Annotated in this window: 11 protein-coding genes and 1 pseudogene; 4 read left to right on the top strand and 8 right to left on the bottom strand. The window is 45.5% G+C overall.

Going from position 1 to position 15,494, the window contains the following annotated elements; all coding sequences use genetic code 11:
• Positions 1-10: 10 nt before the first annotated feature.
• The 3 genes from ACFQPF_RS13000 to ACFQPF_RS12990 all read right to left on the bottom strand — a co-directional run bounded on the left by ACFQPF_RS13000 (position 11) and on the right by ACFQPF_RS12990 (position 6,359).
• A complete protein-coding gene (locus tag ACFQPF_RS13000) occupies positions 11-2,323 on the bottom strand; it encodes a glycerophosphodiester phosphodiesterase family protein (RefSeq protein WP_379750168.1) in 2,313 nt (770 codons plus the stop codon).
• A gap of 304 nt (positions 2,324-2,627) precedes the next feature.
• Complete coding sequence (locus tag ACFQPF_RS12995) at positions 2,628-3,122, bottom strand: hypothetical protein (RefSeq protein WP_379750167.1); 495 nt, start codon at positions 3,120-3,122, stop codon at positions 2,628-2,630.
• 156 nt (positions 3,123-3,278) lie between these two features.
• Positions 3,279-6,359 carry an efflux RND transporter permease subunit gene (locus ACFQPF_RS12990; protein WP_379750166.1) on the bottom strand — a complete coding sequence of 1,027 codons (3,081 nt, stop codon included), beginning with the start codon at positions 6,357-6,359 and terminating at the stop codon, positions 3,279-3,281.
• Positions 6,360-6,456: 97 nt separating this feature from the next.
• Between ACFQPF_RS12990 and ACFQPF_RS12985 the strand changes: the two genes are divergently transcribed.
• Positions 6,457-7,293 (top strand): TetR/AcrR family transcriptional regulator, encoded by an 837-nt coding sequence (locus ACFQPF_RS12985; protein WP_379750165.1) that lies wholly within the window; start codon positions 6,457-6,459, stop codon positions 7,291-7,293.
• A 97-nt stretch (positions 7,294-7,390) separates the two neighbouring features.
• Here ACFQPF_RS12985 and ACFQPF_RS12980 read toward each other — a convergent pair whose 3' ends face one another.
• The 3 genes and pseudogenes from ACFQPF_RS12980 to ACFQPF_RS12970 form a co-directional block, all read right to left on the bottom strand.
• Positions 7,391-7,591: a twin-arginine translocase TatA/TatE family subunit gene (locus ACFQPF_RS12980; protein ID WP_379750164.1), complete on the bottom strand. Its 201-nt coding sequence runs from the start codon at positions 7,589-7,591 to the stop codon at positions 7,391-7,393.
• Between the two features lie 18 nt (positions 7,592-7,609).
• Positions 7,610-9,496, bottom strand: coding sequence for an alkaline phosphatase D family protein (locus tag ACFQPF_RS12975; RefSeq protein WP_379750163.1), 1,887 nt, complete (start codon positions 9,494-9,496; stop codon positions 7,610-7,612).
• A gap of 277 nt (positions 9,497-9,773) precedes the next feature.
• Positions 9,774-10,194, bottom strand: a pseudogene (locus tag ACFQPF_RS12970) (nuclear transport factor 2 family protein).
• Between the two features lie 132 nt (positions 10,195-10,326).
• On the opposite strand from ACFQPF_RS12970, the gene bla reads away from it, so the two are divergent.
• The 3 genes from bla to ACFQPF_RS12955 all read left to right on the top strand — a co-directional run bounded on the left by bla (position 10,327) and on the right by ACFQPF_RS12955 (position 14,172).
• A complete protein-coding gene (gene bla / locus ACFQPF_RS12965) occupies positions 10,327-11,190 on the top strand; it encodes a class A beta-lactamase (protein ID WP_379750195.1) in 864 nt (287 codons plus the stop codon).
• A gap of 177 nt (positions 11,191-11,367) precedes the next feature.
• Positions 11,368-12,210 carry a sialate O-acetylesterase gene (locus ACFQPF_RS12960; RefSeq protein ID WP_379750162.1) on the top strand — a complete coding sequence of 281 codons (843 nt, stop codon included), beginning with the start codon at positions 11,368-11,370 and terminating at the stop codon, positions 12,208-12,210.
• Positions 12,211-12,333: 123 nt separating this feature from the next.
• On the top strand, positions 12,334-14,172 hold the full coding sequence (locus tag ACFQPF_RS12955; RefSeq protein WP_379750161.1) for a prenyltransferase/squalene oxidase repeat-containing protein: 1,839 nt from the start codon (positions 12,334-12,336) through the stop codon (positions 14,170-14,172).
• 172 nt (positions 14,173-14,344) lie between these two features.
• Here ACFQPF_RS12955 and ACFQPF_RS12950 read toward each other — a convergent pair whose 3' ends face one another.
• Both ACFQPF_RS12950 and ACFQPF_RS12945 read right to left on the bottom strand, forming a co-directional pair.
• Positions 14,345-14,938, bottom strand: coding sequence for a hypothetical protein (locus ACFQPF_RS12950; protein WP_379750160.1), 594 nt, complete (start codon positions 14,936-14,938; stop codon positions 14,345-14,347).
• An 86-nt stretch (positions 14,939-15,024) separates the two neighbouring features.
• Complete coding sequence (locus tag ACFQPF_RS12945; RefSeq protein ID WP_379750159.1) at positions 15,025-15,366, bottom strand: hypothetical protein; 342 nt, start codon at positions 15,364-15,366, stop codon at positions 15,025-15,027.
• Positions 15,367-15,494: the final 128 nt, after the last annotated feature.

The following is a 15,494-nucleotide window of genomic DNA, read 5'->3' as shown; positions in this document are numbered from 1 at the left end:
GTGGAATAAATTATTTCACCGTCACCTCAAGCGGTTCTGAAACAAGGTTCCACTCTTGGCCGAGCATAGTAAAGGTGTGCTTCACGAAAACTTGCGCCGTTCCTCTCGATACCGCTTCAACCGTGTTCCCATTTACCTTCACAACGCCGTTATCTTCTGCCACGAAAAGCTCTGTCTTAATCAGTTCTCGCTGATCCACTCGATAGCTGACCTTCGCTTTCGCTTGTACAGTATGCGTCTTTCCAACATTCAAGTTCAGCTTTTTTATCGGTGTTTCCAGTTGGATTGGTGACGCTGTCAGCCACTGTGTATAATCCGTAATCGGGCCGATCATTCCTTGCTTCAGCTTCTCCGCGAACGGATCTTCTGCTCGGAACGTCCAGTGCATGCTCATCTGTCCGCGCTGCCTGCTGTATTGAATATACTCCTCGTAAATCGATCCATAGCTCGCGTTCAGATTCACATCGTTCATCGTTCCGTAATCGACCATTTTCTTCGCGTTCTGCAGTTTCGCTTCAACCGTTTTTGGTACAGAAGCGGAGAACAAATAGCCGATTGGCAGTTCAGGCGAGATGTTATTCATCGTCTGCATGCTGTCGAGATAAAAGCTTTGAATCGACACCTGGTCCATCATACCTTCACTCTTAATCTCATCGATTACCTGCTGTTCGATCCCTTTGTCCTTCAGCTCTACCAGCAGCAACACATTCTTCCCTTTAAACCCTTGCAAAAACTCTTTAAACGTTGGCACTTTTTCCCCGGCAAATTTCTGATCATATTTTACACCTGCATCCAATGCGCGGATTTCTTCCAGTGTCAGTGCATCCACCGCACCTGTTCCGTTCGTCGTCCGGTCCACGGTGTTATCGTGCATGATTACAAGCTGGCCATCCTTCGTCCGCTGCACGTCTGTTTCAATTTGATCGGCACCAAGATCATAGGCTAGACGGTAGCCTGCCATCGTGTTCTCAGGTGCCTGTGAGGGAACGCCACGGTGAGCCGCTACGATCGGACGCTGAATGATCGTGTTTTCCGGGTATTGCCCGAAAGCTTTGACCGCAATTGACGGCGCGTTCGTTACGATGCCATCCACTCCAGCGTGAAGCAGCGCGTGCGTCTCTTCCATCGTATCGCCTCCGATACCCCACACAGACACCATGCGGTTGTGCAAATAATACACGTTATCTGCAATAAGGTTATGCTGTGGGATCATGACCATCTTGCTGCCGCTCCCGTGAACATCTTCTGCAATCTGCTGCAAATCATGCTTGTTCAGACTGCTTTTTCCGTAGTAAAGACCACCGCGGATCTTCGGATTCAAATCTTTCACCGCTTCGACGATCGCCGTATCGCTCGATACAACCTGCACATCGGTTGTTGTTGTTTCATTGAGCGCGTCAACTAATGCTTCTTCTAAACCAATCTGTTCCACGTGCAGCACAGGGATCTTTTTCCCTTTAAGTGACTGCAGCTGCTCTACCAACGGTTCTCCGTTCGCTAAAAGTGTTCCGTTACTTTCTTCTATTTTAAGCAGTGCAGAGCTTGTCTTGTCGGTATCACCACCTGCTTCAGGTCCTGCAATAAGAGTCGGCGCGTTCACCATATTCGTTGCTGGCTCTTCCGGCAGCAATGCCCCTGAGTTCTTGATGTCTGGAAGCTCGCCATTAAAAGGCGTCACTTTTACGTTATCGTACTGAACCGTGGATCCTGCTGCTTGAAAGCCAACCGTGCCGTCGCTATATTTGGATGCCGCAGCGGTGTCGATAACGAGCTGGCCGTTTATGTACTGCTGCACGCGGTTTTTGCTCGCCACTACTTTCAGACGGTAGCTTTTATCATACTCAAAGTTCTGAGAGTGAAAATTCGTTTCCATCACGTTCCACGCGTTCTTTTCCGTACGTTCCGCAAACTCAATGCCGTTCAGCGCTGTTGTGCCGCGTCTGACCGCAAACTGATAGTACGGATAGTTATCGTTCTGCACGCGGTACATTAACGATGCCCAGCGCGTATCCTCTACGGCCGATTTGAACGTCATATCCGCTTCAAACACATAGTTTCCGTTATTGTCGTCCGCCAGTGGCACCACCACGCGCGCCGGCTTGTTTGTTGCCGTAGAGCTCAACAACAGTTTTCCGTCCTGTACCGTACCCTGACCCTCCACCACTTTCCAGCCAGAAGGCAACATGCCATTTTGCAGTGAATCAAAGTTCTCGTTAACAAGGACTGCGTTTTCCGCATTGGCATTTGAATGCAGCTGAGGCATGACGATACTTAAAGCTAAGGCAGATGTGACAGCAAAACGACTGACCGTTTTCGTTTTCATTTTACGAGATTCCTCCTTTGAGATGGTGAAACGGACATTATATTAGAATGAAAGCATTGCCTACAAAAACTCACTACCTTATTAATATTACCAAGCAAAATAGTAGTCTGATATAAAGATATTGTTAACTTTTTCCTGTGAACGGAGTTACAAAAAAAGAGAAGAACATACCCTTTAGCTTTTAAAAAAAAGCTATATAAAAGGGGGTTCTTCTCTTTTCACACTTTATGAATCAACTAAAGATTTATTTTAGAATTTTTTTACAAAAATAATACATAATCATCACTATATCTCTCGCACTACATTATTTAGGCCTTATTTTCAAACGAATAAACCAAGCAATAGCGCAAGAGCCGTATAACAATAATGCAAGGATACCTACAGGTGCCAAGGCTTTATCCAACTCACCTCTTTGTGCTTCCCGCAATAAGACAGTTGTCAAGGAAATGGTTCCGGCTATTCCCATGAATACGGCATAAGTGACTAACGCGAAGCTGAATTTCGCTCTAATACCTCCTTGCGTTGAAGGCAGCAAAGAAAATCCTTTTTCAATCAGCTTTTGCACAACTAAACTCTTATTGAACCTTGAGCGGATAAATAACGCTATCGCGCAAGGAATATAAAAAGAGAGCGCTATAATAACTATTGGTTTGACTTGTCCATAAAGTTCATTTTGCGGAGAATCATCAAATATGAGCATCCCTAACATCAAGGTTCCACCTAAACCTGAAAACACCCCAAATAATAATAACCCATAGTTAATAGCTTTTTTCAAATCTTCTTTGTTTGTTAGCAGCATGATTAGAACTCCTATCAGTCTCATTATACAGTCATGTAGTAAAAATAAATCAAATACAAGCCTATGTTCCCTGTACCCATTATCCATTACTTACAATACTAATTAACACACAAAAAAGCAGCCTCGCTCAAACACTGAACGAGACTGCTTTCCCATTTAATTATCTTCCACCACACTACGCTTCTTCTTAAACACCTTCGACAGCACTTCATACACGATCGGTACGATGATGAGCGTCAATAGTGTTGAGCTCGTCAGTCCGCCGATAACCGTGATGCCGAGGCCTTTGGAGATGAGCCCTCCGCCGCCTGAACCGAACGCGAGCGGAAGAAGTGCGCCGACTGTCGCGATCGCGGTCATGAGGATCGGACGAAGACGGGTTGCACCTGCTTCAAGTATCGCTTCACGCATGCTCAGCCCATCGCGTTCCATGTGGATGATGCGGTCGACGAGTACGATCGCATTCGTGACGACGATACCGATCAACATCAACAGCCCCATCATAACCGATACAGAGATCGTTTCACCGGCAAGTAGCAAGCCGACGAACGAACCGATTACGGCAAACGGAAGCGAGAATAGAATCGCGAACGGCGCGACACCTTCACGGAACGTTACCACAAGGATAAAGTACACGATAGCGATGGCTGCGAGCATCGCTAGTCCTAGCTGTGTAAAGGTTTCCTGCATATCGGCCGCTACACCCGCGACTTCGACGTTCACGCCTTTTGGAAGGTCAAGCTCATTGATCGCTTCGTCCGCAGAAGCTGTCACTTTCGCGATGTCCTTCCCAACAACCTTACCAGTGACCGTCGCATGATACTCCCCTTTGCTGCGGCTTAGCGTGTTCAGCGTCGTTCCTTTTTTCACCGTCACTAGCTCAGACAACTTCTTCGTTCCCTGTGCTGTCGGAACCGGCGTGTTCAAAATCTCTTCCACCGATTCCGGCTCTTTCGACTGGTCCTGCTGAACGATCACATCGAGCGATTCACCGTTTTTCTCAATCGTTGTGAGCACATCTTTCGTTTTCATCGGATTCAGCATCATCACGATTTGACCTGTCGTCAGTCCGTTCTGCAGCAGTTTGTCCTGCTCCACTCTGAACGTGTGCTCGACAAACGCATCCTCCGTGCTCGATGTCACTTCTTTTAAGTTATCCTGCTCTTTCAGCTTGTTTTCAACCATCTTTACAGCTTTGTTCAAGTTCGTTAAATTCTCACCATAGAACGTATAGCTCAGTTCATCCGACGCGACGGACGAGGATGTGAAGTTCTGGCTCTTCCACTCTCCGGACTGGCCGATCTCTCCTACATACTTCTCGATCTCTTCGCGGACTTCTGGGAAGTTCTCCATTTCCGGGTCAAAGATTAAGTACAATAGCCCGCCGCCTGCACCGCCGCCCGACATCGCGAGCAACGGATCCGCTTTATCGGAAACCGACACTTGAACGATGTCGATGTCCTTGCGCTTCAGCATCTTTTCTTCTACTTCTGCCACGTTTTCGAGCGTCTCTTCCTTCAGCTCACCCGCGCCAGGCGTGTACGTCAAGTACATGACCTTGTCTTCCTCACTGCCTAAGAAGCTGAAGCCGATAATCGGCGTGAGCGCGAGACTTCCGCCAAGCAGCGCCACCGCTAAAACAGACGAAATGATCTTATGGTTCAACGATTTGTTCAGAATGCCTTTATACCAGACAGCCAGCTTGCCGACCTCTTTATGACCGCTTTCTGTCTTTTCACTGTACAGCTTTTTGCGGAACAAAAAGTGAGACAGCGCCGGCACGATGGTAATCGCCACGAGCAGTGACGCACCGAGCGCGAACGTCATCGTCAGCGCGAACGGTGTGAACAGCTCGCCGACCATTCCGCCAACAAAGATGAGCGGCGCGAATACGGCAACCGTAACGAGCGTCGAGGAAAGAATAGGCTTGAACATCTCAATCGTCGCCTCACGGATCAACGCACGTCCGTTCAATTTCTCTTCTTTTAAATGCAATCGCCGGTAAATGTTTTCCACGACGACAATCGAGTCGTCGATGACGCGCCCGATCGCAACCGTGACCGCACCGAGCGTCATGATGTTCAGCGTGATATCCATATAGTGCAATATGAGCAGCGCCATGAAAATCGACACCGGAATGGACACGATGGAGATGATCGTCGATTTCACATCACGCAAAAACAGCAGGATGATGAATACCGCGATCAAGCCGCCAAACAGCGCTTTCTCAACCATCGTGGAAACCGAATCTTCAATCGGCTTGCCCTGGTCAAGCGATACATCGATTACAAGGCCGTCGACTTTCGACTTCTCTTCTTTTACCAGTTCCTTCACAGCGTTCACGACATCGACCGTGTTCGCTTCTTGCTCTTTCACGATCTGGATCGCGATCGCCTCATCGCCATTCGTGCGCGATACAGACTCGACCTTGCCGACCGTCTTGATATCCGCGATGTCGCTAAGCTTCACGAACGGTGACGGGTTCGCCGCACTTGGCGTGACCGGAATCAACATGTTCTTTAGCTCGTCCGATGTCATGAACTTACCGTCCACCGCGACCGCTTCTTCGCCTTTTTTAAACTCATAAAGCCCTAGTGATACGGCCATGTTGCTTGCCTGAATCATTTCTTTTACTTTTTCCTCGGTCAGACCGAGTTCCTTGAGCTTGTTCTGATCGTACGTCAGGTCGACTTCTTCAATATGCTGTCCGGTGATCTGGACAGACGCTACGCCATCGAGCTTCTCGATTTTTGGCAGAATGATGTCTTCCACCGTACCGGTAAGCTCGACAATCTCTTCCTTCGTGCTGCTCACACTGAGCGCCGCTACTGGCATCATGTTCATGCTGATCGCCGTAACGGTCGGTTCCTCCGCCCCTTCCGGCAGCTCAACATTTTCAATCGCCGACTGCAGCGCGCGCTTCGCCTCGTCCATATCGATGCCATACTCGTACTCTACTTGCAAATTCGACATGTTCGCATACGAGTTGGAATTGACCGTCTTCACATCTTCAAGCCCTTCCACCGCTTTCTCGAGCGGAATCGAGACTTCATCCATCACTTTCTCAGGAGTCGCGCCCGGATACACGTCCATTACCACCAAGTACGGAATCGTCACATCCGGAATCGTCTCCATATTCATTCGCGTTCCCGAATAGATGCCAGAAACGGTTATAATAATCGTAAGCAGCCAAACCGCCAGCTTATTTTGCAGAACAAAATTCACTAAACCCTTCACACCCACACCAACCCTTACATTGACTTATGTTACTCCATTACATATACTAATGACTGATTGGTCATTTGTCAACGAAATCCATTAGGAGCGATTATAGATGAGTAAAAAACAAGTTATCATAGAAAGCGCCCTCGAACTCTTCTCCAAACAAGGATTCGAAGCGACATCCGTCCAGCAGATCACGGACCACGCCGGCATTTCCAAGGGCGCCTTTTATCTATCGTTTAAATCAAAAGACGAACTGATCGTCGGGTTGATCGACCACTTTATGATGCAGTTCACATCCGATATTGACTGGGTAGTCAAAAATCATCAAAACAACAGCACACTGCTATTTCAATTTTATAAAACCGCGTTTCAATCGTTTCAGCAGCACGCCGATTTTGCCAAGATTTTTATAAAAGAACAGTCACAGACCCTGAACCAAGACCTGATCACGAAGCTGCGGTACTATGACAAGCTGATCAATGTGATCACACTTGAAATGTTACACCGCTTGTACGGTGATGGTATTATGACGACGAAATACGACCTGATCACGTGCATTAAAGGATTCTTCGACGTCCATTCACATTTGTTCATCTTCTTTGACCTGCCGCTCGACCTGGAGAAACTGGCCGCTTCGCTCGCGGAAAAAACGGATTTGCTTGCTAGGCATTCAAGAGAGTCGTTCATGACAGAAGAACTGTTTCAATCGTTTTCCGTTGAGCCGATGGAGGAAGATGTGACGAAAGAGCAGCTAATTGAGCTGTTGGAACAGAAAGCAGAAGAGATTGCGGAGCCTATTGTGAAGGAATCGTTGGAATTGTTGAAGTTGCAGCTTATTGAGCCTGTTTATAGCCCGGCGATTGTGAAAGGGTTAATGGGGAATTTACGGGAGCATCCTCATTGTAAGTGGGTGGTTTATTTGTTGGGGAGGCATGTTGGAGTGTAGAATTAGAAAAAAGAGCCGCGGAATTCATTTGGCGGCTCTTTCTTCTTGTATTAGAGAGACCCGCCAAAACCGGCAAATCCCTCCCTTATTCTTTCAATTACTTCTGTATAGCAGCCGTCTCTTCCGCATTCACTTTCTTCTGCTCATCATCCGCCATCAATTCTTTCGTACCCTTTTTGAACTCACGCAATGTGCTTCCAAATGCACGTCCGATTTCTGGCAGTTTGGATGGTCCGAATACGATTAGTGCAATCGTAAGGATGAGTATCAGTCCTGGTATTCCGATATTTTGAAACATCGTGATCCCTCCTATTTGTTAAAATATGCTTCCTTCTAGTACATCGATTTTCACTTCACCGTTTGGCACTTCACATTGCCATAGCAGCTTTTTCGTTGCTTCTGGTCGTTCGATGTTATCTACTTTATACGCCGTCCATTTTGCTTTTGTTTTGCTTAGCTGCAGCAATGCGTATCCGTGTGTGGTGCTGTCGAACAGTTCGATCCATGGGTTTTCCAGCTTCACGATGTTTTGCAGCTCTTTGAACAATAGCTCGGCCGTGATGGTTGATAGTACGCTGAATCTGCTTTTCAGCCTGTTGACGAGATCATCCGCTGCATCCATTGGAATCGGGCTGGATAGATCCGGGATGTTATTGAGTGAATTGCGCAGTGTTTCTCTTAGGTTACTGGATGTGACGGAGCCGACCATGAGTTCAACGCCATATTTTTCGCCGCCGCGCACATATTCATTTTGCATATAACCTGCTTCAAATGTGTGGAAATCGCCAGTGAGCGCAAGGAAGTTTTGGATGCCGTTGTCGAGCACCGTTTGGGCGATTTGTCTTCTTTCATACGCGTAGCCATCCCACGCATCAAGGTTTAAATAGCGTCCAAGCGCTTTTAACTGCGTGACTTGCACTTCATTGCCCCAGATCTTCCATGTTCCTTTGGCATTTTTCAGTTCATTTAAGAACCATTCTTTCTGCGTTTTACCGAGCATCGTTCGGCTTGAAAGGTTAATATCCTCACAACCGGACGTCAAGTAACGGTCGAGCGTTCCTTGTCCGCATGGGTGCGCGCTTCTGTACAATCGCTCATCTGTCATGATGATGGAAGCTAGGTTTCCGACTTGCACAGAACGATAAATTTTCACACTGTCTTCAAACGTGCCCTCTGGATTGTACGGAACGCGAGCCGGAATGTATTCAAACCAAACCTGGTTTGCCACAAGGCGGCGATTCGGATCAGAGTCCGGGTTGTCGTCTGGCGCTACGGCCGGATAATACGTGTCGTTAGCAAACTCATGGTCATCCCAAATACCGACCATCGCATGGTTTTCGTGAAGCTTTTGCAGATGCTTGTCGGAACGATACGTTTTGTACAGCGTGCGATAGTCCTCGATCGTGAACGCCTTAGCCTGTCCGCTCAGAAGTTTGATTTGGCGACCGTCAATATTTCCTTGGTACGCCGCGTCGCCGACCGATTCATAAATATAGTCACCAAGATGCAGGAAGAAGTCCATTTCCTCGTCCGCCATGTATCCTAGCGCGTTAAAATAACCGTTCGTGTAATCCTGGCACGACACATAACCGATCGATGCAGACGCAACATCTGCCCCGACTGCCGGCAATGTCTTGAAACGGCCGGTCTTGCTGACGAGTCCGCTTTTTGTGATGAAACGGTAATAGTACGTCTGCTGAGAAGACAGCGCCCCGTCTAAGTCAACACGCACAACCGAGTCATGATCTTTCCAGATTGGAGAGAAGCCTCTCATTTCTAGCTCAGAGAAATCAGACTTTCTGCTGATTTCGAACATGATGAACTTGCCTTGGTTGATGCCATCTTCTAAAGTCGCGTCGTTTCCGCCTTTATTCTCCAGCCAGTAAATCACTTCACTTGAGAATTCTTTGTTCGTCAAACCAGTTTCGAGTGTTGGGTCGACTCGCGTCCAAAGCATGGCGCCAGTTGGTGTTGGGTCACCAGAGGCAACAGACTGCGGGAATCCTTTGCCGATTGCTTGGGAAGCTGTGTATGGATTAATTGCCGTTGCTGCCTGCACCGGGGAAACCATGGATGATAAACGAGTGAGTCCGGTTGCCTCTAACGCCATAACCGCCGATCCTGCCAAAAAGTATTTCAAAAACGTTCTTCGTGATTTATCATATTCCACTTCTATATTCTTCTTATGATCGTTGTTGTTCAAGATAATGCCTCCTCCGAGTTGTATACAACCGCTATTCTACTGACTAAGCATGAAGGAGATATTAAGATGTGTTACAGCGCGGTTATCAGAACGTAAAGAGTAGGTAAATATTCATGATGAAATTAAGTATTTCGGGATAATAGTTGTGAAAGAGGGGTATGGGTATAGAACAGTCATAAAAAGACTACTTCCAGGTTTTTAGGAAGTAGCCTTTGAGTTGATTAAAAACGAAGGCGAAGCAATCAGACTTTTGTCTCCTTTGTAGCAAAAATCCCATCTATTTGGTTTTTTTAAGAACTTCACTTAATTGCAGTGGTGATATCGTGCCTTGATGAAAATACAATTGCCATCTGCCATCAATCAGTTTCCAAAAATAGAGCTGCGAAGGGTGTTACGATTTCTCGTTTTATCTACAATAAAATAAGTGGATAAAACGACATGTGGTGCTAACGGATAGATTTCATAGTTATGTAGTGACATTTCAGTCAATGCCGCTCCCGTTTCAATGAAGTCCTTTTTCTCTATCCTGAACTACCTATTTTAAAGAACTCATCTGCAAGAATTTGGTCTAGTTTTTCCTGACTTTTGCGTACTTCTAGACCTATGTGGATTTCCTCTAATTCTTTTAAATGTTCCTTTAAAGTTAATGTTAAGAAGCAGCATTCTTTACGAAAAGAGCCTTTTAGATAACCTTTTATTGTGTCTAATTAGACAAACGTTGGAACAAAGAAGCAAGATATATGTTTAATCAAATTTTAAAAAAGAAAGAGGGTATCACTTTGATTAATACATCTACATTCAGCTTTCGATTGTTTACATTGTTTATATCGATGATTGTTTCACTCGCCGCCTGCACGAATGCAGCCAAAACGACCGATGCCTCATCTAAAAAGGTGAACGAGGGACACACAGACAATGCCGATAAAAAATTTTCCCAGCTCGAGAGTACGTTTGATGCTCGCCTTGGTGTCTATGCGATCGATACCGGTTCAAACGAGACGATTGAATATCGGTCAGAGGAACGCTTCGCTTTTGCGTCCACCTTTAAAGCGCTGGCCGCAGCTCTCGTGCTAAAGCAGAAATCTACCGAAGAACTTAATGAGGTCATCCATTATACGAAGGATGACTTGGTTACCTATTCTCCGGTTACCGAAAAACACATAGACACCGGCATGACCCTTCTGGAACTAGCTGAGGCAGCGGTCCGGACCAGTGACAATACGGCAGGTAACTTCTTGCTTCAGGCACTCGGCGGTCCTAAAGGGTTCGAACAAGAGTTAAGGGAAACGGGCGATAACGTTACCCAATCCGATCGATACGAAACCGAGTTAGGTTCCTTCACTCCGGGAGATCCTCGTGACACAAGCACACCGAAAGCTCTTGCCACAGATCTTAAGAAATTTGCAATTGGAGACTTTCTTCCGAATGATAAGCGACAACGATTTACGGATTGGCTGCTCGGAAACAAGACAGGCGATACTTTAGTTCGCGCGGGCACCCCTAAAGGATGGACAGTCGGTGATAAAAGCGGGGCTGCAAGTTACGGAACGAGAAATGACATTGCCATCGTTTGGCCACCGAACAGAGCACCCATCATCATGGCAATACTATCCCGTCATGATACGGCAGATGCCAAGTATGAGGATGAGCTGATCGCGCAAGCTGCCAAGGTCGTACTTAACGCGTTAAAATAACGGCAATTGAAAAAAACTGACCGCTAGACCATTCATCCTTTAGTGACAATTGGTCTAGCGGTATCGATTTAAAATTCAACCAATAGTAGTGGTATAGTGATTAAGAAGTAACGAGATAAACGGCATTCACTACAGTTGAAGTAAAATCATGACAGCATGTAAAGGAATGAAGATGAAATGATAAAGTCATTTTTAATGTTGGGTCAATCGAATATGGCAGGCCGTGGATTTTTGCATGAAGTAGAGCCCATTTATAACGAAAAAATAAAAATGCTGCGCAATGGACAGTGGCAGATGATGACAGAGCCCATTAATTATGACCGTCCGGTTTCTGGCGTAGGCCTTGCCGCGTCTTTTGCTGATGCCTGGTCGAAAATGCATCCCGATGAGGAAGTTGGTTTGATTCCTTGTGCGGAAGGTGGCAGTTCCTTGGATGATTGGCATCCAGAAGGCATCCTTTTTCAGCATGCTTTGTCTGAAGCCCGCTTCGCTCTCCGGTCCAGTCAAATCAGCGGGATTCTTTGGCATCAGGGTGAGAGTGACACTTATCGTTCATTGCATGAGACTTACTATGAGAAATTAACCGTTATCATTGGGACATTAAGAAATGAGTTGAAACTTGATAAGGTACCTTTGATTATTGGCGGACTTGGTGATTTTCTTGGAAAGACCGGCTTTGGACAGCACGCGACAGAATTTCGACAGGTCAATGAACAATTGCAGCGCTTTGCGAACGAACAGCCTAATTGCTATTTTGTAACAGCAGCAGGTTTAACCGCAAATCCTGATGGCATTCATTTCGACGCGATTTCGCTGCGCAAATTTGGCTACCGCTATTTTGATGCTTTTTCTAAAAGAGATCATGTCCTAAAACCCATTCCTGGGGAAGAACAATCGCTAAAAGTCGAGCGCGACTATTCCAAAACAGAACAGATCTATCTTCATAGCATGAATTTGGCATCGGGTAAAATTACCTACACAGAATTTGAGGCACAGATGGCGAAGGTAATGAATTCATAACTGCCTTACTCAAAAGCCCTTACAAAGGCAAATCTATGAACGATTAAATTCCTAGAAAAGATGGCACTTAGCAGCAGCGTCTCATAAGCTATAGTGCTGTTCTTTTTCTAGGAGGAGTAGAAGATGGATTGGTTTGATTCCATTGTAACTAACGTTAGACAACGATGCAGTCACCTGCTTAGCTTACAGGCTGCGGATGGATCGTGGAGATTTTGCTTTGAAAATACGCTCATGACAGATGCTTATATGATTATTTTATTACGCTCGTTGGATTGCGAAGATAACGGCCTGATTTCTCAGCTTTCTGACAGGCTCATGAAATTGCAGGAAAAGGATGGGACGTGGAAGGCCTATCCTGATCAGCGGGGTGGCCACTTAACCTCTACTATCGAGGCGTATACGGCATTGCTGTACTCTGGAAACGTTCAAAAAGACTCGATAAAAATGAAGAAAGCCGCTCACTATATTAGAGAAAACAGCGGCCTGAAGCGTATGGGTCTGCTTTCAAAAGTATTTTTTGCTTGCAACGGACTGTATCCGTGGCCAGAGCAAGAAATCAATACATCGATGTTATTTCGCTTATTTAGCGCGTTAAACGTCGATTTCTTTGATTTCAGCAGCTATGCTAGGTCTCACTTTTCCCCTGCCCTTCTCGCGATGTCACGCAAGTTCACGATCACAAGCAAATGGACGCCAAGTCTCTCGCATTTAAACCCAATTGACGATTCTATGTTTTGGGAGGATGTAAAGATAGATGGCTTGAATACGGCTGATTCACAGATCTCTGGTGGAGATGAATTTCTTATAAAGTATATTCTAAATCGAATTGAAGTCGACGGCACGTTATTGAGCTATGCCAGTACCACCTTTCTCATGATTTACGGACTGATGGCAATCGGCTATAAAAAGGATTCGCCCGAAATCAAGCAAGCGCTCCAAGGGCTGTCTAGTCTTGCTTGCATGACAGATGATGGACTTCATATTCAAAACTCCCCATCTGCCGTTTGGGACACTTCTCTCGTAAACTATGCTCTATTGTCTGCAGGTATCTCTCCCAGCCATCCAAAGCTATTAAAGTCTTATCACTATCTAACAAAAAAACAGCACACAAAATGTGGAGACTGGCAAGTTCATAATCAGTTTGCTGCACCAGGGGGCTGGGGTTTTTCGGACAGCAACAGCATACATCCTGATATCGATGATACTCAGGCTGCTTTACGAACCATGAAATACTATTCATCCAGCAGCAAATGGGCCTATCAATCATACTCACTGGGTAAAGAATGGCTTTTGTCGATGCAGAACAATGACGGCGGATGGGCGGCATTCGAAAAGAACACAAATAAAAAGTGGCTCAAGCTTCTCCCGATCGAAAACGCGGAAGATGCGCTTACCGACCCATCCTCGGCTGATCTGACTGGACGCACACTTGAATATTTGGGGTCATACGAAAAAATGAATGGTAATTTCCCTGCTGTACAGCAGGCAGTCTCCTGGCTCCGCCGCAGCCAGAAACTAGACGGAAGCTGGTATGGCAGATGGGGCATCTGCTTTATTTACGGAACTTGGGCCGCTGTAACTGGGATGAGAAGTGTCGGTGTACCGCCACAAGACCGATGTATAAAGAGATCTGTAAAATGGCTATTAGAGAGGCAAAACGCGGATGGAGGCTGGGGTGAATCCTGTCTAAGCGACGAAAAGAAACACTATGTACCTCTATACAAAAGCACACTCACTCAGACAGCTTGGGCTCTTGACACGCTGATATCCGTTTTCCCCTACCCGACAGAGCAAATAAAGAAAGGGATGGATTATTTACTCGATCCACTATCCGATACGGATTTTAGCAGAACGTATCCAACAGGCGCAGGCCTGCCAGGAAGTTTCTATATTTACTATCACAGCTATCCGCATATCTGGCCATTGCTTGCACTGAGTCATTTTTATAAAGAATATCGCTAAGGAACATAAGAAGCATGGAAACGGTGTTCATGCTTCTTTATGAATGCTTTGTTTATGTATGTATACCGTTAAACTAGCGTTGGCTTAGAAGGAGAAAGGATGAACACGAGGAAAGTAGCCCATTTCAAAAGGATGAAAGACATTTCATATGAAAAGGCCATCCAACCATTTTCTATTCTTCAGATGCATCCGCTTTGTTAAGGAAAGCTGGAATTAAAACAAGTAAAATCAACGATAGGATATATAGGAAAAGCCCAGCAATGACCATCCCTGCATGCATGTCGAAATACCCCTGAAGTATACTTTCACCAACGAAAATAGCGGGTCCAGCTACTAAGCTAATAAAACCAATGATGATGTAAATGACCTTTAATGCTTTGGACTGCTCAGGATCTTTAAATGATTTGAACGCTTTCTTCCTAAACATGGTACTTACTAAAAAAACAAGACTCCAAAAGACACTCAGTACAATCCAGAACGAATGGCCAGCATACCAAAATAATCGTATGACGGGCTGAGCACCAGCAATGGCAAAAATGAATAAGAGGCAATAACTCATAATCGAAAAATAATCTTTTGTATTCTTCACTCTTAACCATGCGGCAATGATAATGGTGATGGCAATTGCAGCTAAACTGAAATTCACCACTGCGATTATTGTTGACCATTCCGGCATAACACTTCCCATTAAGGCAAGGAATAAAATTGAAAAAAATGTTGGCCCCATTCTGCTTTCTTTTAATGATAATCTCTTCTCAATGATCATCGTTATATCCCCTTTGTTACCTAGGAGTACATAATACCTTGAAAACGAACGTGAAGCACAAGTACCCTAGCGTTGCTTTCAATCTGTCAATCCGGCTTAATCAAGCTTACGTCGTTTTTGATATAAGCATCCCGTCGTTTAAAATAGCGTTTTTTCTGCATACGTTTTGCCAGTGCGATCATCGGCAGGGAGATGATCAGGGATGTAAAAGCATACCATGCCGTAATAAAAGAGAGAATTACATAAACAATGGAGAGTATAAGAAATCCAGAAATAAAGAGCAGGTAAACAATATTAAACGCCTGTAACTCTCTGATTCTCATTCTTTCTTTCGCCGACTCTGTTTTTCCGCTTATTTCTTTCAAATACCTCAGTTCATTAATCGTCAAGGAATATGGCTCAATGAACCAGTTCAACATTTTACTCATTTTATTTCACCACACCTATTCATGGATGCTGTTCTCCTTTCTTTTCAAGCCCATTATACAAGAGCGTGGGTTATACATAGTTCAATCATAGAAAATAAAGCACGAGAATGGTCCCGTGCTTTTGTAGA

The sequence above is a fragment of the Fictibacillus iocasae genome (assembly GCF_042665465.1).
Classification (GTDB): Bacteria; Bacillota; Bacilli; order Bacillales; family Fictibacillaceae; genus Fictibacillus; species Fictibacillus iocasae.
The sequence above is the reverse complement of the archived record's forward strand: the minus strand, read 5'-3'. Positions and strand labels throughout refer to the sequence as shown.

Bases quoted from the DNA above. Each gene is read 5' to 3' on its own strand.
- ACFQPF_RS13000 (WP_379750168.1), bottom strand. From the start codon at position 2,323: ATGAAAACGAAAACGGTCAGTCGTTTTGCTGTCACATCTGCCTTAGCT.
- ACFQPF_RS12995 (WP_379750167.1), bottom strand. From the start codon at position 3,122: ATGCTGCTAACAAACAAAGAAGATTTGAAAAAAGCTATTAACTATGGG.
- ACFQPF_RS12985 (WP_379750165.1), top strand. From the start codon at position 6,457: ATGAGTAAAAAACAAGTTATCATAGAAAGCGCCCTCGAACTCTTCTCC.
- ACFQPF_RS12980 (WP_379750164.1), bottom strand. From the start codon at position 7,591: ATGTTTCAAAATATCGGAATACCAGGACTGATACTCATCCTTACGATT.
- bla (WP_379750195.1), top strand. From the start codon at position 10,327: ATGATTGTTTCACTCGCCGCCTGCACGAATGCAGCCAAAACGACCGAT.
- ACFQPF_RS12960 (WP_379750162.1), top strand. From the start codon at position 11,368: ATGATAAAGTCATTTTTAATGTTGGGTCAATCGAATATGGCAGGCCGT.
- ACFQPF_RS12955 (WP_379750161.1), top strand. From the start codon at position 12,334: ATGGATTGGTTTGATTCCATTGTAACTAACGTTAGACAACGATGCAGT.
- ACFQPF_RS12950 (WP_379750160.1), bottom strand. From the start codon at position 14,938: ATGATCATTGAGAAGAGATTATCATTAAAAGAAAGCAGAATGGGGCCA.
- ACFQPF_RS12945 (WP_379750159.1), bottom strand. From the start codon at position 15,366: ATGAGTAAAATGTTGAACTGGTTCATTGAGCCATATTCCTTGACGATT.